Origin of the sequence: Paenibacillus sp. FSL H7-0442 (genome assembly GCF_038593105.1) — a bacterium.
GTDB lineage: Bacteria > Bacillota > Bacilli > Paenibacillales > Paenibacillaceae > Paenibacillus > Paenibacillus polymyxa_D.
This window is the reverse complement of record NZ_CP151963.1, coordinates 1,670,488-1,696,712: the sequence shown is the minus strand read 5'-3', so window position 1 is coordinate 1,696,712 and position 26,225 is coordinate 1,670,488. Positions and strand designations below refer to the sequence as shown.

The window sequence follows — 26,225 nt, the reverse complement described above, 5'->3', positions numbered from 1 at the left end:
TTTTTATTTTCACATTTTTTCCAAAAGAAGTGCTCTTTCTTCTATATATTACTATCTGATTTGAAAGTAAACAACGCAATTTTTCCGCAAGATTTTGTCGTTATTTTTGTAATCATTGTTTATTTCAATTAACTTGTCGACTGAAAGGATCGCTTATGGATTACATCCTCATGCTATCCTAACTACAACCAGTCCCTATTCACAAACATCTTTCTTCCACCATACAGATAGGCTAAAAACGTAAAAATGACAATCAAGCCGAGGCTGTAAGGCTCAACTCTGGGTGCATAAGTCGCTGTTTGCGGCATCATAATATAATAAGGAATCGTAAAAGGAAACCACGCACCTATGGAAGAGTGAAAGCCCGTTATGACAATATTAGGAACCACACAACAAATAGACATTCCCAAAGAAGCTCCAAAATTCCGAATTTTTATCGAGAGCATAAGCTGTAGTGCTGCCAGGGGAAAAATCCCGATCCACCCTCCCAAGCCGGTAGAAAGAACGACAGACCAAGGGATTTCTCCTGGAGCACCTGCTATATTTCCACTTACAAAATAGCCCAATATAAATATAAGCTGATCAAGACCCAGTATGAGAATGAGCAATATATATTTTGCATAATAAATTTGCTGACGAGGATACGGGCTGCTTAATAAAATCTTCCATCCCCCATCCCGATGCTCATACGCACACAAAAGAGAAGCGATAATTCCACAATAGAGTGGATAAAAAAACATAGAGTGAAATTGCGCTGAATACGTATATAAAGTTAACCAGCTGGGCGAAAAAAACTGTTTCAAATCGTTCAGCTCGAGGACTCCCATTAAAGAATTTATGACCGCATCCAATATAATGAGAATCCATACCATGATCCATTGAAGCTTTATCGTCTCTACGCGTAAAATAGAGCCCATGTATCTTCTCCTCTCTATTTGAATTCATGCTTGGTAAACTGTAATGTACCAAGTCCCGTAAAGATGACTCCCGCACTTAAAGCAACGATTACCCAAATCATGTGTTCCTTCATTAGAGGACTTGATAGGGCAGGGTACGACCAAGGCAATATTTTAATCCACAGAATACTTGTGCGTGCCAAAAACAAGCTTGCAATAGAGCCGAATATACCAAACGCTAATGGGAATGCCTGATTAGTGAAAAGTGTAGACAGCCAAAGTTGAATTGCAAGTACTGGTAGGGTAGCCAAACTTGCATTAATCGGCTGTAACAGCATGATCCGCCAAGGAATGGGTTCGTTTGTATATAACACCCAGATGAGGCTCATACCTGCTACAGTGATCAAGGCGGTACCCAACTGCAGAATCACGATCCATACAATTTTGGATAAATAGATATAGCTTCTGGGAACAGGCATGACCATAAGCTGCTTCCATGTTTGAGTATCATGCTCTGTACCGGCCATAATGCTCGCCAAAAGTGTACCGCCAAGCAGCATCACAAACGAAAGGAACATAAACATAACGGCAAAACCAGCATAGACACCTCCTGGTCCTTGCCGAAAGTAAAGATACCATTCCACGGCAGTCATACCTGTAAGTACACACCCCTGTATAAGAGGAATCCACCAGCATATTTTCTTCAGCTTAAGCCCCTCTGACTTTATAACCCGGAGTATCATAAGCTTCGCTCCTTACCTGTCAGCTCCAGGAATATCTCCTCCAATGTTTTTTTCTTCTCTGTGACCCGATAAATGGGATGATTGTGTTCCACAAGCACCTTGATCATCTCCGAAGATTGTTGCCGATCTACAATAGGAGTCACGACCTCATTTTGTTCAATTGATTCAGCTCCAGCTGTCCATCCATGCTGAATCAGTGCACCGGCAGCCAGAACAGGATCTGGGGTTTCAATGAATAATTGAGGCTTGCTTTTGGCGGTGAGTTCCTTCATCGTTCCCTGGAAGATCATTTCACCCTGATTAATAATTCCTACATAGGTTGCAATCTGCTCAATTTCGCTTAATAAATGGCTCGAAACCAGTACCGTCATTCCGTAAGCACCAGGGAGGCTCATAATTAACTCCCGAATTTCCTGAATACCAGATGGGTCCAAACCATTCGTCGGTTCATCAAGTATCAATAATTTGGGGTTGGCAATAAGCGCCATAGCAATCCCCAGTCTTTGTCGCATCCCCAAGGAATATCCTTTTACCGGACGATACGCATCCTTGGTTAATCTCACTAAATCCAGCACTTCATGAATTCTTCGGGTCGGCAGTCCACGCATGGTTGTAACGATTTCCAAATTTCGATATGCGGATAAATGGGCATAATAGGCAGGTGATTCAACCAAGGAACCAACATCTTTTAATATTTCCATACGCTGATCCTTCAGCTTTTTCCCAAAAATCTCAATTTCTCCGGAGGTGGATTTAATCAGCCCAAGTAGCATACGAATCGTGGTTGTTTTACCCGCCCCATTAGGTCCCAAAAACCCATAAATTTGTTGTCCAGGTACCTGGAGATTTATTCGTTTTACAAATTCCCGCTTTCCAAAACGCCTAGTTAGCTGCTGTGTATGTATTACATATTCAGACACTTCCTGATCTCCTCTCGACTTCTAATGCTGAAGTTTAAGTTACATACAGTTTACTGAAGTAAAGTTAACATCAAGTAAACAGTCCCTAAACAACAGGCAAAAAAATCGAGCACACTGCAAAATGTGAGATTCGATGTTACAAAGTTAGTTGTTTAGCGGCAGTGAAATCTCCATCCTTGTACCCGCTTTACTGCCTGAAAGGATATGAAGCGTTCCGTTGTGCGCTTCAATAAAGCTTTTGGCAATAGGTATTCCATGCCCTTCGGAGTGAGATACCTGCTTACACTCATTAGGATTCATTCCTATTCCATCATCTTCGATAGAAATATGAAGCTTATCGTTCTCTTTGTTCACTTCCATGGAAACGTGTGTACCTGGAGGATTATGAATGATGGCGTTAATCAAAAAATTCTGCAGCGCTCTGCCTAATAGCTTGCTATCGAAGGACATAATACAAGTCGCCTCCATGGACGTAAAAGAAAATTCGTATTGCTCAGCCGAAGGATGGTTAGCGATATCTATGACTGCACTACGGAGAAACTCCACAATGTCCTCCTTCTCCAATTGGACGGGCAGTGGACTTTCCTTAAGCTGCATAGAAGCATTCAAATCCTGAATCAACTGCTTCATTTCAGTCACTTTCTCACTGATACTCATACTAAAGCTTCTTCTTTCTTCATCGGACCAATCATACTCTTGAGCAGTCAGCATGGCCGCATATCCTTCAATATAAGATAATGGTGTTTTGAGATCATGGCTGACACCTGCTACCCACTGCTGTTTTCGTTTCTCTAATTCCACTCTCTCTTCCTCATTGCTGCGCAATTGAGACGATAAGATGTTCATTTGTTCAAAAACTTCTTTATACAATTGATACGGAGGTTTATAGCTATTTTTCTGATTTTTTTTGCGCTCCGGTAGTTCCAGTTCACTTAGCGGTGCTTGGAATTCCCCCGTCGCAATATTTCCAATCCATTTAATTACATACACCAAAGGTTTGCCTATATACCATCCGTAGGCAGCTATGAACACAACACTCTGCACGATACCAAGTCCTGTCCAGAATAGATTAATATTTATATTTTGAGATGCTCCAAATATACTTTTTATAAAAATATATAAGATCGTGCAAATAACAAAACATAGGACATAGGCCAGTACAAAACATAACGTTACTTTCATAAAACGGAAGGACATCTTAACCAGAGAGTTCATCCTCATTCCTCCATCTTGACTGACATCATTTTATAACCAAGCCCCCTTACATTGATTAAAGATTGCGGGTGCTTGGGATCAGGTTCTATTTTTTTCCGCAAACGGGAGATATGAATCACTACGGTCTTCTCATCACCCAAGAAGGCCTCGCTCCATATCGCCTCGTAAAGCTGCCGTACACTGAAAATACGGTTAGGGTGCTTGCACAAAAATACCAGCAGCAGCCATTCACGTGCCGGACACTCGACCTGCTTGTCCTCCACATACAACACACCGGATTCCAGTTCCAGTCGAAAATATCCAAAATCTAAAGTGCGTAAGGTCGGTTTCATGGCCACTGTCGAAACTTTCCGATATTTCATTCGTGCCTTCATACGGGCAACGACTTCCAGCGGGTTAAACGGTTTGGTAATATAGTCGTCTCCTCCGATACCGAACCCCATTAATTTGTCTAGATCTGTATCTCTTGCCGTCAAAAAAAGAATAGGGGCATCCGTATATAGACGCATTTGACGACATATCTCAAACCCATCGCTATCAGGCAGCATGACATCAAGTACAATCACATCTATATGAGATTCCATCACGACTTGCAGCGCTTCCCGCCCCGTTGCAGCATGCTTAACTTGAAGGAACCCTTCTTTTTTTAACACCGTTGTCAGCATATCCCGCAATCCCTGCTCATCGTCTACTATAAGTACTGCAATTTCTTCCATAACCCAAGGTTCTCCATTCTTTTTTTACATTTTTTACTTTCATTATAAAAGCAAACGGGCAGAATTTAAATCGAGTTCCATCACATATCGTTCATCCCCGTGAATATACTTAATAACCAACAAGGCCAAACTGTGCCGTGTATCCACTTGGGGGGGTGCCTAATAATGCCAGAACCACGCCAGCCATATTCATTCGTCGTATCCCGCGAAGATTGGTCGCTGCATCGCAAAGGGTACCAGGACCAGCAACGTCATCAGCAGAAGGTCAAAGATGTCATTAAGCAAAATCTACCCGATCTGATAACGGAAGAAAATATTATTATGTCGGACGGTCAACAGATTATTAAAGTGCCGATTCGCAGCCTGGATGAATATCGCTTCATTTATAACTATCAAAAGCAAAAGCATGTAGGCCAAGGGGATGGAGATAGTCAGGTGGGAGATGTCATCGGGCGTGATTCTGCCTCCCAGAAGCCTGGTAAAGGTGAGAAAGCCGGCGACCAGCCGGGACACGATATTATGGAAACGGAAGTCAGCATAGAAGAGCTGGAAGATATGCTGTTCGAGGAAATGGAATTGCCGAATTTACAGCAAAAAGACAAGGATCAAATTGAGGTTGAATCTATCGTGTTCAATGATATACGTAAAAAAGGCATGCAAGCGAACATTGACAAGAAACGAACCATTCTCGAAAATCTACGCCGCAACGCCCGTGAAGGGAAGCCCGGCATTCATCATATTAGTCCGGACGATCTTCGTTACAAGACATGGGAAGAGAAGACCATTCCCCAATCCAACGCGGTCATTATAGCCATGATGGACACCTCAGGCTCAATGGGCGCTTTTGAAAAATATTGTGCTCGCAGCTTCTTTTTCTGGATGACCCGCTTTTTGCGCCGTCAGTATGAAAAGGTGGAAATTGTCTTTCTCGCGCATCATACCGAGGCTAAAGAGGTTACGGAAGAAGAATTTTTTACCCGCGGAGAAAGTGGCGGCACGATCTGCTCTTCCGCTTATTTGAAAGCCCTAGAGATTATCGATAAACGATATCCTCCTTCCAGCTACAATATTTATCCCTTCCATTTCTCGGATGGCGATAACCTGACCTCGGACAATGAGCGGTGCGTGAAGCTAATCGAGGAACTTATAAAGCGGAGCAATATGTTCGGCTATGGCGAAGTGAATCAATATAATCGCAGCAGCACGTTGATGTCAGCCTACAAGAATATTAAAAAGGATCAGTTTATGTACTATGTCATCAAGGAGAAAGGTGAGGTATACCAAGCCTTACGCACCTTTTTTCGCAAACGGGAAGGGGGAACGGTGGGATGAGCACCGACCAGAAGGAGCTAGAATATGCGATATCAGAAATTATGGAGATTGCAGATGGATTCGGGCTCGACTACTACCCGATGCGATATGAGATTTGTCCGGCGGATATTGTTTATACGTTCGGAGCCTATGGTATGCCCACGCGCTTCAGCCACTGGAGTTTTGGAAAAACGTTTCACAAGATGAAAATGCAGTACGATTTTGGATTGAGCAAAATTTATGAGCTGGTCATTAACTCCAATCCCTGCTATGCCTTCCTGCTGGAAGGAAATTCTTTGGTGCAAAATAAACTAATTGTCGCTCATGTACTGGCACACTGTGATTTTTTCAAACACAACGCCCGCTTTTCAGCTTCTAATCGCAATATGGTGGAGAGTATGTCGGCCACAGCAGATCGAATCAACAGCTATGAAATGGAATATGGTTCAAAGACTGTTGAATCCTTCATTGACTCTGTACTGGCGATACAGGAGCATGTAGACCCACAGCTTATCAAACCAAGGCATCTGGATAAACAGCGCTATATGGAACTCAAAATCAAGGAGCAAAAAGAACCCAAAAAACACCAGCGTCCCATCGGACCTTACGATGATCTGTGGTCACTGGACACAGTAAAGCAGCATGATTCGGCCGAGACCGAGGGTATTAAGGTACGCCAGTTCCCACCGGAACCTGAAAAAGATATCGTCTGGTTTATTCAGGAATTCTCCGAGGTACTGGAGGACTGGCAGCGAGATATTATGACGATGCTGCGGGACGAAATGCTATATTTCTGGCCCCAAATGGAGACCAAAATCATGAATGAAGGCTGGGCCTCCTATTGGCACCAGCGGATTGTCAGGGAACTGGATTTGACCGGGGAGGAAACCGTTGAATTTGCGATGCTGAACGCTTCTGTCGTACAGCCTTCCAAGCAAAGCCTGAACCCGTACTATTTGGGACTGAAAATATTTGAGGATATTGAAAAACGTTGGGATAACCCAACCCGTGAGGAGCAAGAGCGACAAGGGCGCAAACCGGGCGAGGGTCGAGCTAAAATGTTCGAGGTGCGAGAGTTTGACTCAGACACCTCTTTTATACGCAATTACATGACCAAGAAGCTGACAGAGGATTTGGATCTGTACGTGTTTGAGAAACGAGGACCTGATTGGAAAATTACCGATAAATCCTGGGAAAACATACGGGATCAGCTCGTGTTTTCACGTGTGAATGGAGGCTCCCCTTATATCGTCGTCGAGGATGGAGATTACCTGCATACGGGCGAGTTGAAGCTCAAGCACCAGTACGAAGGCATTGAGCTAGATTTAAAATATATGGAGCGCACGCTTCCGTATGTATATCAGCTGTGGGGGCGCACCGTTCATTTGGAAACGATGATTGAGGGTAAGCTCGCCTTATTCTCATATGACGGTAAGAAGCATCATCGTAAATTTGTATAGTCATGCATCCATTTCATAATACCTCTAGCTGCTTCAATTAAAACTAGATATAGATCAAAATGTTTTAATTTGTCTATTTCTAGTTACAACCATCAAACTTTAATGAGTTATGAAATTGATTCTCATATAAAATCAATAGCCAGTCTGCATTTAAAAAGGCGCATTCCGAACAAACGGATATACGCCTTTTACTACTTTTCCTTAAATTCGACGATATAGCTTTGATTGAGCTGTTTTCCACCTTCCGAAATGTTCTGGTACATGGATAAAAACCGGGCGGATGGGCTCCATACCGTTGGGCTGTCATAGGATTGGATATTGGTCGTAACCGGAGTGGTTTTACCCGTGGACTGGTCAAATACATACAGCCCTCTCATGCCTTGCTGATCCTCATCATAAATGGAAAAAGCAAGCTTGGACCCGTCACTGGACCAGCTTCCACGACTCATTAAAGTACCTTGCCCGACAATTCCTTTCTCTTTGCCCTGTTCATCCAAAATGATCATACGGGCTGGTTCGGATGTATTCCATTTCCGCTTTTCAATGGCAATAGACTTACCGTCAGGCGACACGGCAAAGGACATGGCACCCTCTGCAATGGTCACAGCCTGAGGATGATTAAGGGTGAACCGATTCAGCACTGGATACCCTTGTTTATCACTGCCTGTATAAAATATGGCGTTACCCACTTTTTCAACATGAGACATCAATTCAGAGCGATTCGGATCTTGAAAATTCAATTCTTCAGCTTTGCCGTCCAGACCAATCAGTCGGATTTTACCATCCGGTGTGCCTGTAATGAGATGATTCTCATCGCTCCAGCTCACTTCGTTAGTCATATCCAACTTGCCAATCGATGTAACCTTACCACTGCTTAGTTCCAAAATGTAGCCCTGAATATCATATTTGCTGTTGGGGCTACCTTCAGTAAAGAAGACATGGCGCTGATCCGGTGATACCACAGCAAGTAACTGTGGAGCTTTACGACCTGGTGTTAAAATCCGCTCCTTGTCTGTCTCTACATTATGAATCCACAGCTGGGTTTTACGCTCCACAATCAGCTCTTCGTCACTCAGCCAAGACCTCGCGTAGACATCCCCCAGCCTGTCGATAGACGATACCACCAGCTCGTCCGTTACTTGCTGCTGGGCTGCATCCGTGTCAATCACAGTAAGCTGTTGGCCCGGTTTCATACCGAATGCTGGATTTGTCTCTCCTGCGCTCTTCATGCCACAACCGCTGAGCAATCCTCCGGCGATTAAGCCGGTCATAAGCAGCCCAGTGGCTTTCTGTCTGAAAATTCTTGTACGGGAATCTTCGCGATGAGAGGAACCGTTCTTTTGCCCATAGCTGTCTATGTTTTTCTTTATCATGTACAACGGCCTCCTTGTTAACGATACCCCCAGTTTAATGCCCGAACATCTCATGAATACATCGAATTGTTTCCAAGTTGTAAACAAGACACCATTCTAGCCCTGTGCTAACAGTTGGCCGTTTACAGGGAGCCATCGTGAACCAAGAGAGGGAGTCTAAGCGAAAATTCATTTCCACTTACATTTGTATGCCTGTTGTCATTTTCCAAGCTACTATAATCTGAAGCTGTAAGCTGCAACTCTCCCCCCATGCGCTCCGCCAGTCTGCGTGCCAGAGGAAGACCGAGTCCCGTACCGCTGTCCTGGCGAGATCGATCACGACTTAAAGTAGCAAACGGCTCAAAAATCATGTCCCATTGCTCCCTAGGAATCCACGGACCGGAATTGCGTACATACACAATCACAGTGTCCTGTTCTACCCGATTCGATAACGTAATCCATCCACCGTCTTGATTATACTTTACTGCATTATCCAGCAAATTTAGTACAATATGCATCAGATGCTTAGGGTCTCCCCACACCTGGGCTGGAACGGTATCTATCGAAAAATCCAGTCTACGCGCTGCCGCTTTTCCTCGAATATGGCTCCCCGCATCTTCCAGTAACGAATGCAGTTCCACAACCTCCGTATGCAATTCAAAATCATATTTATCCAGCACAGATAGCCGCAGCGAGTCCTCGACAAGCTCGTATAACCGTTTTGTTTCCTTACTGATGCTTTCTCTCGCTTCACGCACCAGTTCAGGATCATCCCCATACATATCCAGTAAATCAGCATAAGCTTGAATAGAGGTTAACGGGGTCTTTAGTTCATGACTGATATTTCCAATAAAAGATTTTTGCTGCTGCTCTAGCTCTCTCAAACGCTGAACCGTTTCTTCCAGCCGAAGCTTTTCGTTTTCCAGCGCGGTAATGCTCTCCCGGATCACATGGCTCATCTGGAGCATTCCTTCATCCAGTCTTCCCAGCTCATCCTGCCGCCGAAGCAGTCTGGCTTCCGGATAATGCCCTGCCGATATCTGTTCAGAAGCGCGAGTTAGTCTTCCGATGTCCCTCGTCTGGCGGCTGACATAGCCTAAACCTAAGATAAAGCTCAATACCAGCACCGCACCCCCCGTCCATAGAAACAAGTGGGCAATGGCCCGGTAGAACTGCTGCTGCGCTTCTATTGAGCTGTGAAGCTGTACCACTCCCAGTAAGCCGTCCGGACCTTGAAGCGGAGCCAAATAAGTGATTGCGCTTCCTTCCGTAATGTATGCAATTTTGCCTTGGATCGCATAGGAGAGCGCCTGGCTGACATCTGTTCTAAAAGCCAGCGGTAGAGAATTGCCAACCTCATGCCCTTGACCATCATATAAAATAACGCGCATATTACTGGATACGCCCAGTTCCACTGCGAGCCCAGGTGCCTGCTTCTTCATAAAGTCTTCCGGTGATTGGCGCACTCCCAACAGGTAAGACTGTTTTACACGCATTTCTACAATTTCGGCCTGACGCTTTAAGCTGCGTTCCATTTGGTCTGTCTGGTTAGCGCGAATACCAGTAAGCACGAGCCAGCTCAGCACACCGACAGTAAACAGCAGCAAAGCCGCCAGTACCAGCGGAAATTTCCAACGCAGGCTCAAGCCTGTAGGTTTGCGTTTGCGCTTCTGCTGGTGGGTGGACCGCAAGCTTCCTTGCTGATGGAGTGAATGATGTTCGTTCACGTCATTTTCTCTGCCTTATAGCCGATACCATACACGGTCTGCAATATCGCCTGATGCGGCTCAAGCTTCTTGCGCAAACGCTGGATATGAATATCCACCGTCCGCGTTCCGCCCACATAATCGAAGCTCCATACCTGCTCCAGCAGCTCGTCCCGTGTATACACCCTTCCGGCATGAGACACCAACAGCGCCAGCACATCAAACTCCTTGGGGGTCAGATCCAGCGCTATGGCTCCAAGTTCAGCTGTTCGGCTGGACGGACGTACCCGTAATGGGCCGAGTACCATTTCTGTTCCTTCCGGGGCAGGTGCTCCTTCTCGCTCCAGTCTCCGTACCAATGCTTTAATACGAGCGAGCAGCTCCCTCAGATCAAACGGTTTGCTCATAAAATCGTCCGCACCCAGCTCCAGTCCGAGTACCTTATCAACGATATCGTTTTTGGCCGTCAGCAGTAAAATACCGATGCCCTTCCGACTTTCCAAACGGCGGCACACCTCATATCCACCCAGTTTGGGCATCATCACATCCAATATGAGCACATCCGGATGGAACAAACGTATTTTTTCCAAGGCGTCCTCCCCGTCAACGGCGGTTTCCACCAAAAAACCCTCTCGCTTTAACGCATAAGCCAGCGCATTTCGAATGCTCGCCTCATCGTCCGCTATCAGTATTTTTTTATCCATGTCCTGCCCTCCCTGCTTTCGCTTCATTTTATTTTACGCTCCTGGCGACAAAGGGCAAGCCCGCGGCCTGAACTTATGTTACTGCAACTTTCCATAGCGCTATCGTTACACTTTGTCCCTTTTTAATGTCAAGGAAATATGACGCAGTATAAACATCTCTTCCCTCACTGCCTTGCGCTTTGAAGTGTCTTACCTGTCCGTATATGCTAAAATACTCCCGTATCGGCTATTCGCCTACAGGAGGGCATGATCATGAAACATTCTATTTTGATCGTAGAAGACGAAGAGAAGATTGCCCGGCTTCTAGAGATCGAGCTTCAATTTGAAGGCTATCAAGTATGTAAAGAAAAAAACGGAATTGATGGGTTGGAAACGTATTGCAAAGGCAATTGGGATCTAGTATTGCTGGATATTATGATTCCCGGTCTCAATGGCATCGAGCTACTTCGGAGGATTCGTAAGCATGATGCGAACGTTCCTGTCATTTTGCTGACGGCTAAAAGTTCCATTGCAGATAAGGTCGAGGGGCTCGATTTGGGAGCCAATGATTATGTTACCAAACCGTTTGTGATCGAAGAGCTGCTTGCACGTGTACGGGCCGCACTCAGAGTGGGTGCAACGAAAGACATGGCTCCACAAGTGGTAGATCAATGGCTTAGTGCCGGAGATTTACGTCTCCATGAAGGTACTCGTGAAGTTCTTCGAGGAGAGCACAACATTGAGCTTACACCGCGAGAATTTGACTTGCTCGTTCATTTACTTAGACACCAGCGACAGGTACTTAGCCGCGAACAATTACTGGAAAATGTATGGGGTATAGATTATATGGGCGATACCAATGTGGTCGATGTGTATATTCGCTACGTGCGCAATAAAATCGACCCTACGCGCCAGCTCCCTGAGATGATCCACACTGTACGCGGAATTGGTTATGTTCTGAAGGAATCCTTATGAAGCTACAAAACAAAATCCATACGTATACCTCGTTATTATTCGGGATTTTACTTGTGGCCATTCATTTCTCAGTCTATTTCCTATTCAGCCAACTTTCGATAGACAGTCGAAAAGACCAGGTAGAGGCCGCAGCAGAGAACATGATTCGTGGGATTCAACGTGCTCCGGTATCCGTAGCCGCTGAGGATCTTCTCCGAGCCTATGTACCGCTGGATGGCATGCTTCGGCTAATGAAACCAGAAGGCGACTTTCTTCCCCCTATCACCTCTTCTTCCGAGCAATCTCTTAGCTTGATGAAGGGCGTTTTTGATGAAACACGGCAGGTTCGCATCATTACCTATGAAAGCAACCGTTACATTCTTGTATCGCTCCCCATGATTTGGACCAATGGCGAGGTTGTCAATCTCCAGGTGACCGAAAGTCTGCAACCGACGATGCAGACGCTACAGGTACTCAGAATCGTACTTGTTGCTGTCACTGGCATTGCGCTCATTCCTGTCGTGGTATCGGGAAGACTGCTCGGCAGACTGATTACACGTCCCATTACATCTATGATTAGCACGATGAAAGAAATTCAGCGCAGCGGGAAATTTAAACGTCTTCCGCTCCATTCATCATCACGCGACGAACTGGTCGAAATGGGTGAAACATTTAATGACATGATTGAACTGCTGGAGCGAAATTTCGTCAGGCAAGAACAATTTGTATCTAATGCGTCCCATGAATTGAAGACGCCGCTCACCATTATTGAAAGTTATGCCAGCCTGCTCAAACGGCGGGGGTTGCAGCATCCCAAGATTTTTGCCGAATCCGTTGAAGCGATCCATTCCGAGGCGATCCGAATGAAGGACATGGCAGAGCAGCTTCTTTTGTTGGCCAGAAACGAAGAACAGTGGAATGTCGTGCTGGAGTCTGTACGCCTGACCAGCATCGCGACAGAATTAAAGACTACATTTGAAAATGCGTTCGCCCGACAAATTCAACTGGATGTACAGGCAGACTGCAATGGCTATACCGATGAAAATAAGCTGAAGCAGCTCCTATTTATCTTTTTGGATAATGCACGCAAATACAGTGACGAGCCGATATACCTGATGATTGATACCGTGGACGGCACAACTCAACCCTGCATAAAAATCACAGATCAAGGAATTGGAATCCCGGAAGAAAAGTTATCTAAAGTATTCGACCGTTTCTATCGTGTGGATGAAGCCAGAAGCCGCGAGGAAGGTGGGGCTGGGCTAGGCTTATCATTAGCTACAGGAATTGCACAAGCTATACATGCTCAAATTGGGCTAGAAAGTGTAGAGGGAAGCGGAACAACTGCAACGATCATCCTCCCTGCCGTTCCAAAATAATAAGCCAAAGGAGGAAATAACGATGAAAGCCATCTATGTGTGGATGATTGGGGGTACGCTGGCGGCTGTATTGATCACAATTTGTCTTTTACAGTGGCCTTGGGCACGGTCGTTAGCAGCTTCTCCATTGGAAGAAAAGGCCGTCATCCAATCCATTTTGCATCAGTATCCCGGCGAGGTGCTTGAATCCCAACGCTTGGGTGATTTTTATCTGATCAGGCTGGAACACCCTAAAGGCAAGTACGACATAAAGGCCAATGCCTATAACAGTGTCATCGAATCCATTAAGCGGGCACAGGCTTATACAGATGCGAAGCAGGAGCCCCAGGACCACAAGCCCGGTACCTCACCAACCAGAGACACATCGAATCCAACTAATAAACCTGACCCAGCTTCTCTCGTCATTACGGAGAAAGAAGCAGCCAAGCTTGCTGCCCAAGCAGTTAACGGAACATCCGATGATATTGAGCTTCATCGCAACGACAAAGGCCTCTACTATCTGGTTGAGGTTGAGGTAAAAGATGGGCGTGAAGCAGTAGTACAGGTCAATGCAGTATCGGGCTCTATTGACTCTATAACTTGGGAAAAAGAAAAACAGGAGCACGACGAATCATGACGATTTGACGATCATCTTAGCTCATGTTTCTCATGGTTTTCTCATGATTCTATTATGTTCCTCTCATGTTCAAGAGATAAGCTGTATTCATGCTTATAGCACAAGGAGGAATGATGTAATGAAAAAAAATTATACATTAGGAATTATGGCAGCCACGGTTCTGCTTGGAGTTACGGTTACGGGTGTCTCAGCGAGTGCCGTATGGGCCGCTAAACCTACGGGTCTTATTGGAGCGACCGCCGCTGCCAACATTGCCAAGAAAGCTGTGGGGAATAATGCACAAGTTGAAGATGTCGAACTGGAGCGCAAAAACGGAAAGGTCTACTATGAGGTGGATCTCCAACAAGGAGATAAAGATTGGGATATAGATGTTGATGCTTATACTGGGAAAACCATCCGTTCCCATTCTGAGCTTGATCATGACTCGAATGACGAGTCCATCCTTAACAAGCCAAATCACATCACCCTGACTGAAAAGCAGGCTGGGCAAATTGCGCTTAAACACGTGCCCGGGAGTACCCTTTTGTCTTCTAAATTGGATAAGGAAGATGGACAGTTCATCTACGAGGTAAAGGTACTCACCAACGATGGAACCGTTGAACTTGAAATCCATGCATCATCTGGCACAATCGTGGATACAGACGAAGATGTTGACAACGAATATTATCACCCAGGTCAATAATCAGGGTAACTAAATACAGAGCTAATTAAAACGGAGCAGCGAACTTTCGCTGCTCCGTTTTTTTTGACCCATGTGACACAAGAAAAGAACGAAGATAGCTTCATAAAACTGCACCTATTATTTCCTTATGAATAGACTGATAACTAACAGAGGATTACCTTGTTCTTCAATTCAAAGTCAAGTGAGGTTCTTATGGCGAAATCCTATACTAAAGCACAGATTCGCAAAATCACCCGTCGTTTCGGCTTGATTCCATTAAAATCAAGCTTAGTCTCATCATTATACCGAAAAAATGCAGTGATCCAGGTGAAAACGAAAAAAGGAACTTATGCATTAAAACCCTTTAGTCGTACAAAGATGGTCCGTTCAAATACGATTCAACAGATGGAACGAGCTGCGAGCCATATAAGGCTTTTGAAAAAGAGAAAATATACCTACATGCCCGCATGGCTCCCCATTCATTCCGGCAAGTTATGGACTCTATATCAAGGAACGCCATTTTATGTAAGCCAGTGGGTCAAAGGACGGGGACTGGAGACCGCTGAAGATTTCGAAAAACTGGGGCGGGCACTTGCCACACTTCACGCCACCTCCACCGGCTTGCATCGGATGGATAAAGTAAAGTCCCCTCCGACCATTCAACAATTGCGGATATGGAAAAACCAAGATCGTCTTTTTCAAAAAAAAATGATAAAAAACAGTCGCCATGATAAAACGTACCGCAACTGGTACAATGCTCACGGCGAAAACTGCAAACGTTTATCCAGGCGAGCATGGAAGGATTTGCAGGATGCATCCATCATAAGGCTACTTCGGATGGAACATCGGCACCCCTCCTTGATACACAGTGATATCACTACCCCAAATGTCATTATTTCGGATGATGGTCATCTCAAAATCATTGATTGGGATCGGGTTAAGATCGGCTCAGTCTATGCTGATTTGGCAAAGGCCCTTATGAATACGACTCAATTCAATCCTGAATTTGTGCAGTCCTTGCTGAAGGGATACCAAAAACGCAAGCCACTAAGCCGAACTGAACGGAAGATTGTTACGGCTTTATATAAACTACCACGAGAAGCCTGGCATGCTTCCCGACACCCGCACCGTTCAAGAGATCGTGAAATCCTGGACCATTGGGATCAGTCGTGGCCTCTTCGATTACAAATCATCCATATTTTGCAGGAGTGGGCTCATGTATAAAAGAAAGTGAGGAGCAAAATGTCGATTTTATCGAACGTTGAGCAGATGTATGGAATCAAAATTCAGCGTACCCGTCAAATGAAGGACATTCACAAGATTGAGACCGCTAATACGACTTATTGCTTAAAACCCTACAAATTCCCGGAAGAAGAGATCCGTTTTATTACACGTGTCTTGTCCTACCTGGATGAGCGCGGGTTTACACGCAGCCAAAAGGTCTATCCAACAGTACAACAAACGGCTTACATGACCTATGAAGGTGTTTCGTATACATTAACCAATTGGGTTCATGGACTCAGACCAGAATTCACAAAAAGAATAGACTTCAAAAAGGGAATTGCTACTTTAGCCAAATTCCATTCCAGTGCCATGGGCTTTCCTGTCACTGAAGCTCCGCCATCCAGAATCCGTTATGAAGGCTTGAGCGATGAAATAGCTGGATACAAAAAACGCCTCATCCCATACAGAGGCACAGCACATCTCGTAGCTCTTTGTGAAGAAGTGTCCCATCGTCTACAGCAGCCCAAAGTTAGAGAAGCCATTGCTCGGGAGCAAAAAGCCGCCGCATTTATACACGGCGACTATAATTATCCCAATCTGATTAAAGACAAACAGCTCAAAATCCATTTGATCGACTTTGAAAATTGCTCCCTACATGTAAGGATGAAAGATCTCTCCCATCTTCTTCATCGGAATTGTCTTTGGAATGGGACAAAGATGCTGCGCGCGATAGATTACTATCAACGATATCGTCCATTGAGCACCCATGATTTGCATCTGCTTCACGCACTATTGATCTCTCCCTATCATGTGGTCCGCAATATCAGAATAGGCGGCTTCCGTTCTGCCAAACGAGTCATTCCCTCGTTCGTTCATTTGAACAAATACCGACGTGAACTCAGATCACTATTATAATCGGTCAGCTTGGAACTAAACAAAAAAACAGACCCGATGAAACGGTCTGTTTTTTTGTGTTCTGACAACAACTACAGGAAAAGCGCATGCCGCTAAAGCCAATCGACTTGCTAACTGTACCGGTACAATCAAAAATTTATAGCATTGTAAACAGCACTTCCCCCTTCTACAATGATGCTAAGACTCAATGCTCAATGGTTTCGAGAAGAGAATCTGGGAAACTAACAACAATAGAGGTGACTGTACATGTACACCATGACAAAAGAAGAAATAAAAGCTTATTTAAACAGAATCGGAATTCCCGAAATTCAACCTCCTACCCTTCCCTATTTAGTTGAGCTGCATAAGGCTCATGTAAAACATCTTTCATGGCAAACATTGGACATTTATGCAAGGAAGCCGGCAGCCATTGGTTTTCAAGAATCCATTCAACTCATTCTACATGGGAGAAGTGGTTATTGTTTTCATCTGAATGGTGCCTTTAGTGCACTACTATATTCACTAGGGTACAAAGTTTCTCTGCATCGTGCCGGGGTACAACCTCTGGGAGCTGAACCACGCATTAATTCATTTCATCTTGGACTAACAGTGAACTTGCTAAATGAGCAACATGAAGATGAAGTATGGATTGTTGATGTCGGGCTGGGCGATATGCCATATGAGCCTCTTCCACTCCGTATGGGAACTTATGAACAGGCTCCTCTTCATTATAAAGTCATGGAATCCGGAGTTGTTACAAAAGGTTGGCGGTTAGAGCATGACTCGCTTGCTTCATTTGTTGGCGTTGATTTTGCTCCTGCGGTTGTTCAGGATTTGGAAGAATTCATGCCGAAACATCATTTCTATAGCCGCTCAGCGGAATCTCCATGGTTTAACCTATTTCTGATTCGGCAAAGGCAAGCATTAGAGGCGAATGAACTCAGAGGATGTATTTGGAAAAAGCGCGGGCTAAACGGTTTGGAAAAAATAGAGCTGGATCAGAAATCGCAGTGGCTGGAAGTGTTGGCAGATGTATTTGGCGAGCCGCTCGTTAACTACAGTCGCCAGGAACGGGACGAGTTATGGAAAAGAGTACTTGCGGCTCATATGGAATGGAAAAAGTCTATGACTGAATCATTGCAATAGTAAAGCTTCCAACGTAAGGATAGTCTTCAAGCCACATCTTACACCTTTAACATTTCCGAGGAGTGCTGTAGCATTTCCAATTCCTTCACCATGTTTTATCAGCTTCGTGAACGAAGCCAATTCCTCTGTATGTTCCTGCGAAGAAGCAATATTGCAGGCACTCTCCGCTGCCTAATGATACTAAAAAAAGAATTCGACAGGCACCTGAACCCCCCTGTGCTTGCCGAATTCCCTCTAAAACACGTTTATCGGAACCTCACAACTGTGTGGCACCATCCAGATCAATCCATAGTTTCACCATGCTGTACTATTTATTATTTCGTCTTACCGATTCAGGAGGCTACCTACATACCTTAACAGATCGTTAGCGCTGGCTCCTGTGTAGCCATGCTCCTCAATCAGTCGTTTAATCACCTCATTCATCCGTTTGAGCTGATTAGCGTCAGGCGTTTTGGTTGAAGTCGTAATCTTCACAATATCCTTCAAATCGGCGAACAGCTTCTTCTCAATGGCTTCTCGCAGCCGATCATGATGATGATACTCAAACTTCCGTCCCTTGCGAGAATACGCAGAAATACGGATTAATATTTCTTCACGGAATGCCTTTTTCGCATTTTCCGATACCCCGATTTGCTCCTCAATAGAGCGCATGAGCCGCTCATCCGGGTCGAGTTCCTCATCTGTGAGCGGATCGCGAATTTTCGCCCAATTGCAAAAAGCTTCGATGTTATCCAAATAGTTGTCAAACAGCGTCTTGGCTGATTCCTCGAAAGAGTACACAAAGGCCTTCTGCACTTCTTTTTTCGCCAATTCGTCATACTCCTTACGAGCCACGGAAATGAAATTCAGATAGCGCTCCCGTTCTTCCTTTGTGATGGAGGCATGTTGATCCAGACCATCCTTGATTGCTCGTAAAATGTCCAGGGCATTGATGGATTCCACATTTTGCTTAATCAATGCACTAGAAATGCGATTAATGACGTACCGCGGGTCTACCCCGGACATACCTTCCTCCAGAAACTCACTTTGCATTTCTTTCAGATCGGCTTCCTTGTATCCTTCGACCTCTTCACCGTCATACATGCGCATCTTTTTGACCAGATCCATCCCCTGTTTCTTCGTCTCCTTCAAGCGGGTAAGCACGGAGAAAATGGCAGCCGTACGCAGCGCATGAGGCGCAATGTGGATATGTCTCATATCACTTTGTTTAATGAGCTTGGCGTAAATCTTTTCTTCTTCAGACACCTTCAGGTTATAAGGAATCGGCATTACAATCATCCTTGATTGCAATGCCTCGTTCTTTTTGTTTGCAATGAAACTTTTATACTCGGATTCATTGGTGTGAGCCACGATCATCTCATCTGCACTGATGAGCGCAAACCGTCCGGCCTTGAAATTCCCCTCTTGGGTCAGAGAAAGCAAATTCCACAAAAACTTCTCATCGCATTTCAGCATTTCCTGAAACTCCATCAGTCCACGATTTGCTTTGTTCAACTCTCCGTCAAACCGATACGCACGCGGGTCGGATTCCGAACCATACTCCGTAATCGTGGAAAAGTCGATGCTGCCCGTCAAATCAGCAATATCCTGTGACTTCGGATCAGAAGGGCTGAACGTACCAATACCAATCCGGTTTTCTTCTGATATAAACACCCGCTCCACGCGGACCTTTTCAATATCGCCATCAAATTCTGTGCGCAATCTCATCTGGCAGGATGGGCAGAGATTACCTTCAATCCGTACACCCAGCTCCTTTTCAAAATCGGGACGCAGCTCATGGGGAATCAGATGAAGCGGGTCCTCATGCATCGGGCAGCCTTCAATCGCGTATACGGCTCCCTGATCCGTTCTCGAAAATTTCTCCAGGCCACGCTTTAGCAACGTGACCAGTGTCGATTTCCCCCCACTGACGGGTCCCATCAAAAGAAGGATACGCTTGCGCACATCGAGTCGCCTGGCTGAGGAATGGAAATATTCCTCCACCAACTTTTCCAGCGCTCGATCCAGTCCGAAGATCTCCTGCTCAAAAAATTTATATCGCTTATGTCCCCGAACCTCTTCTACACCAAAAGATTCAATCATCTTGTAAACCCGTGCATGAGCTGTCATCGCCGGCGTCGGGTCTTTCTTGAGTATCTCAATATACTCTCTAAAAGTGCCGCTCCAGGCCAGACGGTTGTTTTCCGCCCGGTACTCCGCAACGCGTTCAAAAATATTCATGCTCGGTTCCTCCCATGACTGCGTAATGACTATCCTCCACTCCGGATGATTATGGCTACACTCGTCACGCCTTTCAGGATATGATGCAATCCCCTTAAAAAAAGTGTAATACATACCTATGCAGATTGATTTCAGAATTGACCTATTTTTTGTGACAGGTCTCTCTGCTTTATCGAAAAAACCAAGGGATACACTGTGCTAAAATATACAACAACGACGCGGACCTGACGCATTATGGTACAATATAAGCTCGGAATAATGGGATAAAGGAGCGGGAGAAGTCATGGCGGTTCGGCATGAGACGGAGCTGTACGCTCCGGTGAAAGCCTTTTTTGAGAGCTTGGGATATGAAGTCAAAGGAGAGGTGCGCAACTGCGATTTGGTGGGTATCAAGCCAGGGCAACAGACACCACTGATTGTAGAGATCAAAAAGACGTTTAACCTGGCGCTTGTGCTGCAAGGCATGCAGCGTTTGAAACTAAGCAGCAATGTATATGTGGCTGTAGAACGGAATCGTGCCAAAAAAGGGGCCGTGAATCAGCGCTGGAACGAACTGGTGGGACTGTGCCGCCAGTTAGGACTTGGCTTGCTTACCGTCACCCATTTCAAAACGAAGCCGCCGCTCGTTGAGGTACTGTGTAACCCTGCGCTACCTAGCGACAATGCCCGCAATGCAGCAGCGGTACGCCCGGGCTCGCGCAAGGAAAAGCTACTGCGGGAATTTCACGCACGCAGCGGTGACCACAATACTGGCGGCAGCACCCGACGCAAGCTGGTCACTGCCTATCGGGAAAAAGCGCTGCGCGTAGCGGCAGCCTTGCAGAGCTTGGGGGAAGCCGCTCCGGCGCAGCTCGCTCGCATAGCAGCCGTCAGCACAGCTGCTGCCGTGCTTCAGCATAACTACTACGGCTGGTTTGAGCGCGTATCCCGCGGCCGCTATCGACTGACTCCGTTTGGCGAAGCTGCCCTGAACGAGTATGCGGCAGTACTGCAAGAACATGGCATTAAAACGGCCGCTGGAATGGACGCAGAGCTTGACGAGGACAGTGGACAGCGCCAGATTGCGGAAGCGCCAATCACTTACTCCACCGTTGCTGCGGAAACGGTGGATGACTGACATGGGGCGATGGTTTTTGCTAGCTCCGTGCAGTAAATTCACTAATCGTCTCACCGATCAGATTCATGCCCATAAGCAATTGCTCACGGCCCGGATGGCTGAAATTGAGGCGAATATGGGACGCGCCTTCACTACCAACCGCACATAGCGCACCTGGCATAAAGGCTACGCCTTTGGGTAACGCCGCCTTTAGCAGCAATGCGCTGTCCAGCCCCTCGGGCAGCTGCACCCATACATACATGCCACCGGACGGAATATGATACGTCACGTCTTTCCAAAACGGACGCTTGAGCAACTCCAAGATTAATTGAAGTCGAGTCGAATATTCCTTGTTCAGCATCGCTAAGTGCTCGTGCCATTGAAAACGCGAGCTGGTCAGCAATTGGAACAGCAGCCGTTGGTTCATCGTACTGGATTGCATATCAGCCAACTGCTTCAAGGCGTACATTCCTTCAATCAGCGGCGCAGGACCAGCAGCCCAACCCGTTCTCAGCGCAGGAGCAACGGTTTTATTGAACGAACCGATATAGAGCACTTGACCGCCCTGACCCGCATGATCCAGCGCAAATAGTGAGGGGTAAGTCTCTGCGAATTTTCGACTCTGACCATGCGGACTCTTGTCATGGGACTCATTTTTTTGCTTCAAATGCAATTCACCATAAGAATCGTCCTCAACTACCAGTACCTCATGATGCCTACACAGGTCCAAAATTTCCTGCCGCCTTGCAGCGCTCCACAAGGAGCCCGTGGGGTTCGTAAACGTTGGCGTGGCAAAAAAAAGCTTGGGTCGATAACGGATCATTAAAGCTTCAAGCTTATCAGGAATGACACCTTCCCCATCTGATTCTACAGGAACGATCTGTGCACCCTGCATAGATAGTACTTGTAAACATCCAGGAGATGTAGGATTTTCGACCAATACCGGATCACGCTCATCCACCATCAGCCTTATGATCAGGTCAATGGCCTGCTGACTACCTGTCGTGAGAAGGATTTGACCTGGTGGTACTCTTACTCCTTTACGCTGTTCCCACTCACCCGCAAGCCATGCTCGCAAAGGAAAATAGCCCTCCGGTTCACCATACTGGAGGGCATCAGGGCCGGAGCCAAACACATCATGGGCCGCTTCTTCCAGCAACTTCACCGGAAACAGCTCTTGTGCAGGCAATTCTTCAGCCAGAGATATAAAGGAGTGTCTTCTCGCATTTTCCCGGATATGACGCACTGGAGAAGCCAACATCGCAGCCGTTCGTGAAGCAAAGGAATATTGCATGAACATCCTCCTTCTCCTGAAAAATAGGTCATGATCTCCGGGCTGACGCATCAGGCATATAGCTGCTTCCTCTGACGCGCATATAAGGCATAACGTTCAATCGCCTGCGCCCGGCTGGACACGCCTAATTTTGCATAAATTTTACGTAGATAATTATCAATGGAGCGCCGGCTAACTTCGATCTCGATAGCAATTTTGTCATATGTAATTCCTTGTACAATACGTTCCATAATAAACACTTCGGTTTGTGTCAATTCGTCAAAAGGCTCGGATGCCATTAACGGCATAAAGGGCCAGTTTCCATACCGAATCCAATCCATCGGCAAGGAAGCAAATCCTTCGCGTAAACCGTTGATCAGATGGATTAACTGGCTCGGTGATGCCTGTTTGGATAACATTCCATTTGCTCCGAGCGAAATTAGCTGCTGAAACAAAGTAATATTATCCTCATCCGTCATAATAACAATATGGCTGTCCGGAGACAAGGCCCGCATTTGTGTCAAAAATGGTTCCGCCGTTCCCTCAGGCAACCTGTAGTCCATTAAAACGATTTCTGGTCGAATGGAGCAAGCGAGCTCCAAGCCTTCCGTTCCGGAGGAAGACATCCCTCTGACAAGCAAATCCTGCTGGTCTTCCAAAATAAGCTTTGTTCCCAGCATACTTGTAGGATGGATATCTATGATGACCACCTGCCATACTTTTCTCATATCTAAACCTCCTGATTTTACAAAAAAATACATAGTTAATAGCGAAAATAATCCTAAAATTGGTGATTGCATATGTAGAAATTGCGCGAATGTGAACGTATAGGAAGCGAAAAACGTTTAAGGAAATTGTATCCTAGGACTTCCTTCCGATGCAATCTCTTTTTCCAATATTTTTATACGACTATTTCGCTTTTGCGAAATAAATAGGCCCATGATAGAATTGGAACTGCAAATAAAGACTGGAAATTTGACTTTACACGGGAGTTGAAAATCGTATGCAAGCTTCACCTGAACGTCCTTCTGCCGAAGCTCGGCGGAGCAATTCAAGAAAGGGGTTACCCATAAAGGCTTTTCTGCTATTTTGGTTCATTCTTATTATACTAGGTGCTCTCGCAACCTATCTGTATAGCAATCACTTGAAGCAGCAAATGCTAAACGAGATGCAAACCCATACAGACCAACAGATTCAAGCACTCAAATCTGACTATGAAAAGCAACTGACTGCTCTTTCCAAGGAAGTTAGCGGATTGCAAGGCAAAGTCCAGTCCTTCAATGAACTACTGACCTTCACGAAGGATAATGCAAACAATAAGACCGATAACAGTAATAAACTGTACACCCAATTAAACGAAGTCAAGCAGCAGCTCAATACACTTCAGAAAAAAATGGACTTGCTAAAATGAATGTAGACGCAAAACAAGTGAATCGGTTCTTTATGTTGGCCCTTGCTCCTTTTATCGGTTTGTTGGGGTGTATTTTGTTAGTGCATCCCTCATTGAGCTTTCCTGGGTCTACTTCTTCAAGTCTGCAAAAAGCTGAAGTCACTCTACAAACGCAATCAGTAGGCAAGCAGCTTGATGAAGCCAAGCAAAAGGCAACGTACACCTTATCTACAATTCGCCGGACTTCTGAGCTCTACAAGCAAACGACCCAAACGATGAATCAGCTTGTCGTGACTGCCTCTACGCAGTCCAAGCGGCCCGCGGTCATCTATGATCGACGCATCACCGCCAAACTGGGAGTTCCCTATGAGCGGGTAGATAGCAACCGGATTACCATTGAATTGTTTAAGGTAAACCCGGGAATTTATCATGGCTACGCTATGAAGGTCAAACTTAAAGATCCTACTGCTATGAAAATGTCTTTGGGAAGTGACAAATTGGGTGGCTCCGAAACCACCATGCGTGCAGTCTTGAGACACGGAGCTATTGCAGGCATCAATGCAGGCGGCTTTGCGGATGGAGACGGCAAACGCTATCCATTAAGCACTACTGTCTTGAATGGCCACTACCTTACTGGCTTTCAGTCCAGTTTTAAGGATTTATCCTTCGTCGGATTGAGTAACGATGGCAAGCTTATCGGTGGCAAATTTTACAGTCAAGGTGCACTTGACAGCTTAAAGCCTACCTTTGGGGCTACCTTCGTTCCCGTCCTGCTGCAAAGGGGACAAAAAATGCCTATTCCTGACAAATGGAAAGTCTCCCCCAAGCGGGCCCCACGTACGGTCATTGGCAACTATAAAGATGATCAGTTGCTCATTATTGTCGTAGACGGCTACAATGAAAGCGGGGGTTCGGGCGCGACGCTCGAAGAACTGCAAGGAAAAATGTACAATCTAGGTGTTCAAGATGCCTATAATTTGGACGGAGGCGGTTCCTCGTCGCTTATACTTAACGGTCGAGTCGTAAACAAACCGTCAGATGGTAATTTGCGTCCAGTCCCTACTCATTTTTTGTTCTATAAATAGTTATGTGTAGTCTGCTACCAAATTAAATATGCTTGCCGACGTACGTCTCTATCCGAAAAAAAGCATCACGAACGAATGTCGTGATGCTTTTGCCTCATTTAGGAGGAATACTGTGTCATTTCTGTCAGGCATTGAGCACAAATATAACGGTCTTTGAAATCGTTCACTTGTTCTACTGACCCGCAGAATACACATTTTGGACGGTAACGCTCCAAAATAATGTGGTCACCCTGAACCAAAATTTCGACAGGATCTCCCTCATTCATTTGATATCTTTTACGCAGTGACTTAGGCAAAACTATTCTCCCCAGCTGATCAACTTTACGTACCACACCGGCAGGTTTCATCGTGATCGTACACCTCTCCTATTGAGTAATAACTTACAATTTCTTACCATGCGAAAAACTAGGTACAAAGACACTATTCTTTATGTAGTATTCGCTGTCTTTTTGTCGAATCCTGCTGATCACAGGAAATTTTATTACATTTTTTCATAAAATCATGAACCATATCAAAGTATGGTACAGAATGTCTATAATATTTTTATCGACCGGAAAGCCAATTATCATTAGCCCTAGTTGAGAAATTTCGCAAGTTTTTAACCATACAAGCTTGATTTAAGCTCTACTGTCATGTACTTTTGAGCAATAAAAGTGAAACTTTTATTAGCAACTAAGGTCCTGGTTCTTTATTCGCATTTATACTTGTTCACCTGATGCTCTTTATGATAAATCCGGAAAATCCATTTGTCTCAGCGCTTCATATACGATAATTGCAGCGGAATTCGACAAGTTTAGAGATCTTACTTTATCAGACATAGGCATCTTGATACATGTATCTGGATTAGCAGCTAACAATTCAGGAGGCAAGCCTTTCGTTTCCTTACCAAATACCAAAAAATCTCCATCCTGAAATGCAATATCACTATACCGCTGATTTGCTTTGGTCGTCGCATAAAAAAAGCGACCTTCCTGATATTTCTCCTGCACTTCAGCAAAAGACTCGTGATATTCAATGTGGACAGCGTACCAATAATCAAGTCCGGCGCGTTTTAACGTGGCATCGTCGGTACGGAAGCCGAGTGGCTTCACCAAATGCAGATGAGTTCCGGTTGCAGCACACGTTCTGGCAATATTCCCTGTGTTGGCCGGGATTTCCGGCTCGACAAGCACAATATGTAATGGCATCTCGTTTCGTTCCCTTCATCATTAAATTCATCAGACAAATAACCTACAGTTTAACCAAAGTGTATACATTGAAAACATACACATTCTTCTATTTTAAC

General features: G+C 45.4%; 25 protein-coding genes. 12 read left to right on the top strand and 13 right to left on the bottom strand.

Translation table 11 applies throughout. The annotated features are described in order from the left end of the window. Positions 1-182 precede the first annotated feature (182 nt). The 5 genes from MHH57_RS07690 to MHH57_RS07670 all read right to left on the bottom strand — a co-directional run bounded on the left by MHH57_RS07690 (position 183) and on the right by MHH57_RS07670 (position 4,490). The gene (locus MHH57_RS07690; protein ID WP_029516537.1) at positions 183-917 is read right to left on the bottom strand and encodes an ABC transporter permease; all 735 of its coding nucleotides are present in this window, start codon (positions 915-917) and stop codon (positions 183-185) included. 14 nt (positions 918-931) lie between these two features. After that, a complete protein-coding gene (locus MHH57_RS07685; RefSeq protein WP_025723953.1) occupies positions 932-1,639 on the bottom strand; it encodes an ABC transporter permease in 708 nt (235 codons plus the stop codon). Next, positions 1,636-2,559, bottom strand: coding sequence for an ABC transporter ATP-binding protein (locus MHH57_RS07680; protein ID WP_190298922.1), 924 nt, complete (start codon positions 2,557-2,559; stop codon positions 1,636-1,638). Before MHH57_RS07680 ends, MHH57_RS07685 begins: the two co-directional genes overlap by 4 nt. Positions 2,560-2,703: 144 nt before the next feature. Then, positions 2,704-3,741: a HAMP domain-containing sensor histidine kinase gene (locus MHH57_RS07675; protein ID WP_341039135.1), complete on the bottom strand. Its 1,038-nt coding sequence runs from the start codon at positions 3,739-3,741 to the stop codon at positions 2,704-2,706. 35 nt (positions 3,742-3,776) lie between these two features. Next, positions 3,777-4,490, bottom strand: coding sequence for a response regulator transcription factor (locus MHH57_RS07670; protein ID WP_340931772.1), 714 nt, complete (start codon positions 4,488-4,490; stop codon positions 3,777-3,779). A gap of 165 nt (positions 4,491-4,655) precedes the next feature. Here MHH57_RS07670 and yhbH point away from each other — a divergent pair, with 165 nt between their 5' ends. Both yhbH and MHH57_RS07660 read left to right on the top strand, forming a co-directional pair. Further along, entirely contained in the window at positions 4,656-5,822 is a 1,167-nt protein-coding gene (yhbH, locus tag MHH57_RS07665) for a sporulation protein YhbH (protein WP_029516533.1), read from the top strand. After that, entirely contained in the window at positions 5,819-7,261 is a 1,443-nt protein-coding gene (locus tag MHH57_RS07660; protein ID WP_069012807.1) for a SpoVR family protein, read from the top strand. The genes yhbH and MHH57_RS07660 overlap by 4 nt, the downstream gene beginning before the upstream one ends. A 191-nt stretch (positions 7,262-7,452) precedes the next feature. Here MHH57_RS07660 and MHH57_RS07655 read toward each other — a convergent pair whose 3' ends face one another. The 3 genes from MHH57_RS07655 to MHH57_RS07645 form a co-directional block, all read right to left on the bottom strand. Further along, complete coding sequence (locus MHH57_RS07655; protein WP_342434998.1) at positions 7,453-8,634, bottom strand: WD40 repeat domain-containing protein; 1,182 nt, start codon at positions 8,632-8,634, stop codon at positions 7,453-7,455. A gap of 122 nt (positions 8,635-8,756) precedes the next feature. After that, entirely contained in the window at positions 8,757-10,340 is a 1,584-nt protein-coding gene (locus MHH57_RS07650) for a HAMP domain-containing sensor histidine kinase (protein WP_209949845.1), read from the bottom strand. Then, positions 10,337-11,023: a response regulator transcription factor gene (locus MHH57_RS07645; protein ID WP_029516529.1), complete on the bottom strand. Its 687-nt coding sequence runs from the start codon at positions 11,021-11,023 to the stop codon at positions 10,337-10,339. The genes MHH57_RS07650 and MHH57_RS07645 overlap by 4 nt, the downstream gene beginning before the upstream one ends. A gap of 252 nt (positions 11,024-11,275) precedes the next feature. Here MHH57_RS07645 and MHH57_RS07640 point away from each other — a divergent pair, with 252 nt between their 5' ends. From MHH57_RS07640 to MHH57_RS07610, 7 genes are all read left to right on the top strand, one after another. After that, positions 11,276-11,977 (top strand): response regulator transcription factor, encoded by a 702-nt coding sequence (locus tag MHH57_RS07640; RefSeq protein WP_342434997.1) that lies wholly within the window; start codon positions 11,276-11,278, stop codon positions 11,975-11,977. Then, positions 11,974-13,335 carry a HAMP domain-containing sensor histidine kinase gene (locus MHH57_RS07635; protein WP_340954921.1) on the top strand — a complete coding sequence of 454 codons (1,362 nt, stop codon included), beginning with the start codon at positions 11,974-11,976 and terminating at the stop codon, positions 13,333-13,335. Before MHH57_RS07640 ends, MHH57_RS07635 begins: the two co-directional genes overlap by 4 nt. A gap of 22 nt (positions 13,336-13,357) precedes the next feature. Further along, complete coding sequence (locus MHH57_RS07630) at positions 13,358-13,951, top strand: PepSY domain-containing protein (protein WP_318626817.1); 594 nt, start codon at positions 13,358-13,360, stop codon at positions 13,949-13,951. 118 nt (positions 13,952-14,069) lie between these two features. Further along, positions 14,070-14,633: a PepSY domain-containing protein gene (locus MHH57_RS07625; RefSeq protein ID WP_342434996.1), complete on the top strand. Its 564-nt coding sequence runs from the start codon at positions 14,070-14,072 to the stop codon at positions 14,631-14,633. Positions 14,634-14,825: 192 nt separating this feature from the next. Then, positions 14,826-15,836 carry an aminoglycoside phosphotransferase family protein gene (locus tag MHH57_RS07620; protein WP_069012816.1) on the top strand — a complete coding sequence of 337 codons (1,011 nt, stop codon included), beginning with the start codon at positions 14,826-14,828 and terminating at the stop codon, positions 15,834-15,836. Between the two features lie 18 nt (positions 15,837-15,854). Beyond that, positions 15,855-16,751, top strand: a complete 897-nt coding sequence (locus MHH57_RS07615; protein WP_069012818.1) for an aminoglycoside phosphotransferase family protein — start codon at positions 15,855-15,857, stop codon at positions 16,749-16,751. Positions 16,752-16,997: 246 nt separating this feature from the next. Next, entirely contained in the window at positions 16,998-17,876 is an 879-nt protein-coding gene (locus MHH57_RS07610; protein WP_029516522.1) for an arylamine N-acetyltransferase, read from the top strand. Between the two features lie 324 nt (positions 17,877-18,200). Here MHH57_RS07610 and MHH57_RS07605 read toward each other — a convergent pair whose 3' ends face one another. Further along, positions 18,201-20,096 (bottom strand): PrkA family serine protein kinase, encoded by a 1,896-nt coding sequence (locus MHH57_RS07605; protein WP_342434995.1) that lies wholly within the window; start codon positions 20,094-20,096, stop codon positions 18,201-18,203. Positions 20,097-20,379: 283 nt separating this feature from the next. Between MHH57_RS07605 and MHH57_RS07600 the strand changes: the two genes are divergently transcribed. Further along, positions 20,380-21,213 carry a DUF2161 family putative PD-(D/E)XK-type phosphodiesterase gene (locus tag MHH57_RS07600; protein WP_209949853.1) on the top strand — a complete coding sequence of 278 codons (834 nt, stop codon included), beginning with the start codon at positions 20,380-20,382 and terminating at the stop codon, positions 21,211-21,213. Positions 21,214-21,232: 19 nt separating this feature from the next. On the opposite strand, the gene MHH57_RS07595 is transcribed toward MHH57_RS07600, so the two are convergent. Together MHH57_RS07595 and MHH57_RS07590 are read right to left on the bottom strand one after the other, a co-directional pair. Further along, positions 21,233-22,486 (bottom strand): PLP-dependent aminotransferase family protein, encoded by a 1,254-nt coding sequence (locus tag MHH57_RS07595; protein ID WP_165145068.1) that lies wholly within the window; start codon positions 22,484-22,486, stop codon positions 21,233-21,235. Between the two features lie 50 nt (positions 22,487-22,536). Next, a complete protein-coding gene (locus MHH57_RS07590; RefSeq protein ID WP_029516517.1) occupies positions 22,537-23,193 on the bottom strand; it encodes a response regulator transcription factor in 657 nt (218 codons plus the stop codon). Positions 23,194-23,468: 275 nt separating this feature from the next. Here MHH57_RS07590 and MHH57_RS07585 point away from each other — a divergent pair, with 275 nt between their 5' ends. Beyond that, a complete protein-coding gene (locus tag MHH57_RS07585; protein WP_029516516.1) occupies positions 23,469-23,876 on the top strand; it encodes a hypothetical protein in 408 nt (135 codons plus the stop codon). Beyond that, complete coding sequence (locus MHH57_RS07580) at positions 23,873-24,940, top strand: phosphodiester glycosidase family protein (RefSeq protein ID WP_341039130.1); 1,068 nt, start codon at positions 23,873-23,875, stop codon at positions 24,938-24,940. The genes MHH57_RS07585 and MHH57_RS07580 overlap by 4 nt, the downstream gene beginning before the upstream one ends. A gap of 98 nt (positions 24,941-25,038) precedes the next feature. Here the strand turns inward: MHH57_RS07580 and MHH57_RS07575 are convergent, their stop codons facing one another. Continuing rightward, on the bottom strand, positions 25,039-25,287 hold the full coding sequence (locus tag MHH57_RS07575; RefSeq protein WP_013309439.1) for an AbrB/MazE/SpoVT family DNA-binding domain-containing protein: 249 nt from the start codon (positions 25,285-25,287) through the stop codon (positions 25,039-25,041). A 375-nt stretch (positions 25,288-25,662) separates the two neighbouring features. Further along, complete coding sequence (gene trmL, locus MHH57_RS07570) at positions 25,663-26,127, bottom strand: tRNA (uridine(34)/cytosine(34)/5-carboxymethylaminomethyluridine(34)-2'-O)-methyltransferase TrmL (RefSeq protein ID WP_023987805.1); 465 nt, start codon at positions 26,125-26,127, stop codon at positions 25,663-25,665. Between the last annotated feature and the right edge of the window lie 98 nt (positions 26,128-26,225).

Bases quoted from the DNA above. Each gene is read 5' to 3' on its own strand.
- MHH57_RS07690 (WP_029516537.1), bottom strand. From the start codon at position 917: ATGGGCTCTATTTTACGCGTAGAGACGATAAAGCTTCAATGGATCATG.
- MHH57_RS07685 (WP_025723953.1), bottom strand. From the start codon at position 1,639: ATGATACTCCGGGTTATAAAGTCAGAGGGGCTTAAGCTGAAGAAAATA.
- MHH57_RS07675 (WP_341039135.1), bottom strand. From the start codon at position 3,741: ATGAAAGTAACGTTATGTTTTGTACTGGCCTATGTCCTATGTTTTGTT.
- MHH57_RS07670 (WP_340931772.1), bottom strand. From the start codon at position 4,490: ATGGAAGAAATTGCAGTACTTATAGTAGACGATGAGCAGGGATTGCGG.
- yhbH (WP_029516533.1), top strand. From the start codon at position 4,656: ATGCCAGAACCACGCCAGCCATATTCATTCGTCGTATCCCGCGAAGAT.
- MHH57_RS07660 (WP_069012807.1), top strand. From the start codon at position 5,819: ATGAGCACCGACCAGAAGGAGCTAGAATATGCGATATCAGAAATTATG.
- MHH57_RS07655 (WP_342434998.1), bottom strand. From the start codon at position 8,634: ATGATAAAGAAAAACATAGACAGCTATGGGCAAAAGAACGGTTCCTCT.
- MHH57_RS07645 (WP_029516529.1), bottom strand. From the start codon at position 11,023: ATGGATAAAAAAATACTGATAGCGGACGATGAGGCGAGCATTCGAAAT.
- MHH57_RS07640 (WP_342434997.1), top strand. From the start codon at position 11,276: ATGAAACATTCTATTTTGATCGTAGAAGACGAAGAGAAGATTGCCCGG.
- MHH57_RS07635 (WP_340954921.1), top strand. From the start codon at position 11,974: ATGAAGCTACAAAACAAAATCCATACGTATACCTCGTTATTATTCGGG.
- MHH57_RS07630 (WP_318626817.1), top strand. From the start codon at position 13,358: ATGAAAGCCATCTATGTGTGGATGATTGGGGGTACGCTGGCGGCTGTA.
- MHH57_RS07625 (WP_342434996.1), top strand. From the start codon at position 14,070: ATGAAAAAAAATTATACATTAGGAATTATGGCAGCCACGGTTCTGCTT.
- MHH57_RS07620 (WP_069012816.1), top strand. From the start codon at position 14,826: ATGGCGAAATCCTATACTAAAGCACAGATTCGCAAAATCACCCGTCGT.
- MHH57_RS07615 (WP_069012818.1), top strand. From the start codon at position 15,855: ATGTCGATTTTATCGAACGTTGAGCAGATGTATGGAATCAAAATTCAG.
- MHH57_RS07610 (WP_029516522.1), top strand. From the start codon at position 16,998: ATGTACACCATGACAAAAGAAGAAATAAAAGCTTATTTAAACAGAATC.
- MHH57_RS07605 (WP_342434995.1), bottom strand. From the start codon at position 20,096: ATGAATATTTTTGAACGCGTTGCGGAGTACCGGGCGGAAAACAACCGT.
- MHH57_RS07600 (WP_209949853.1), top strand. From the start codon at position 20,380: ATGGCGGTTCGGCATGAGACGGAGCTGTACGCTCCGGTGAAAGCCTTT.
- MHH57_RS07595 (WP_165145068.1), bottom strand. From the start codon at position 22,486: ATGCAATATTCCTTTGCTTCACGAACGGCTGCGATGTTGGCTTCTCCA.
- MHH57_RS07590 (WP_029516517.1), bottom strand. From the start codon at position 23,193: ATGAGAAAAGTATGGCAGGTGGTCATCATAGATATCCATCCTACAAGT.
- MHH57_RS07585 (WP_029516516.1), top strand. From the start codon at position 23,469: ATGCAAGCTTCACCTGAACGTCCTTCTGCCGAAGCTCGGCGGAGCAAT.
- MHH57_RS07580 (WP_341039130.1), top strand. From the start codon at position 23,873: ATGAATGTAGACGCAAAACAAGTGAATCGGTTCTTTATGTTGGCCCTT.
- MHH57_RS07575 (WP_013309439.1), bottom strand. From the start codon at position 25,287: ATGAAACCTGCCGGTGTGGTACGTAAAGTTGATCAGCTGGGGAGAATA.
- trmL (WP_023987805.1), bottom strand. From the start codon at position 26,127: ATGCCATTACATATTGTGCTTGTCGAGCCGGAAATCCCGGCCAACACA.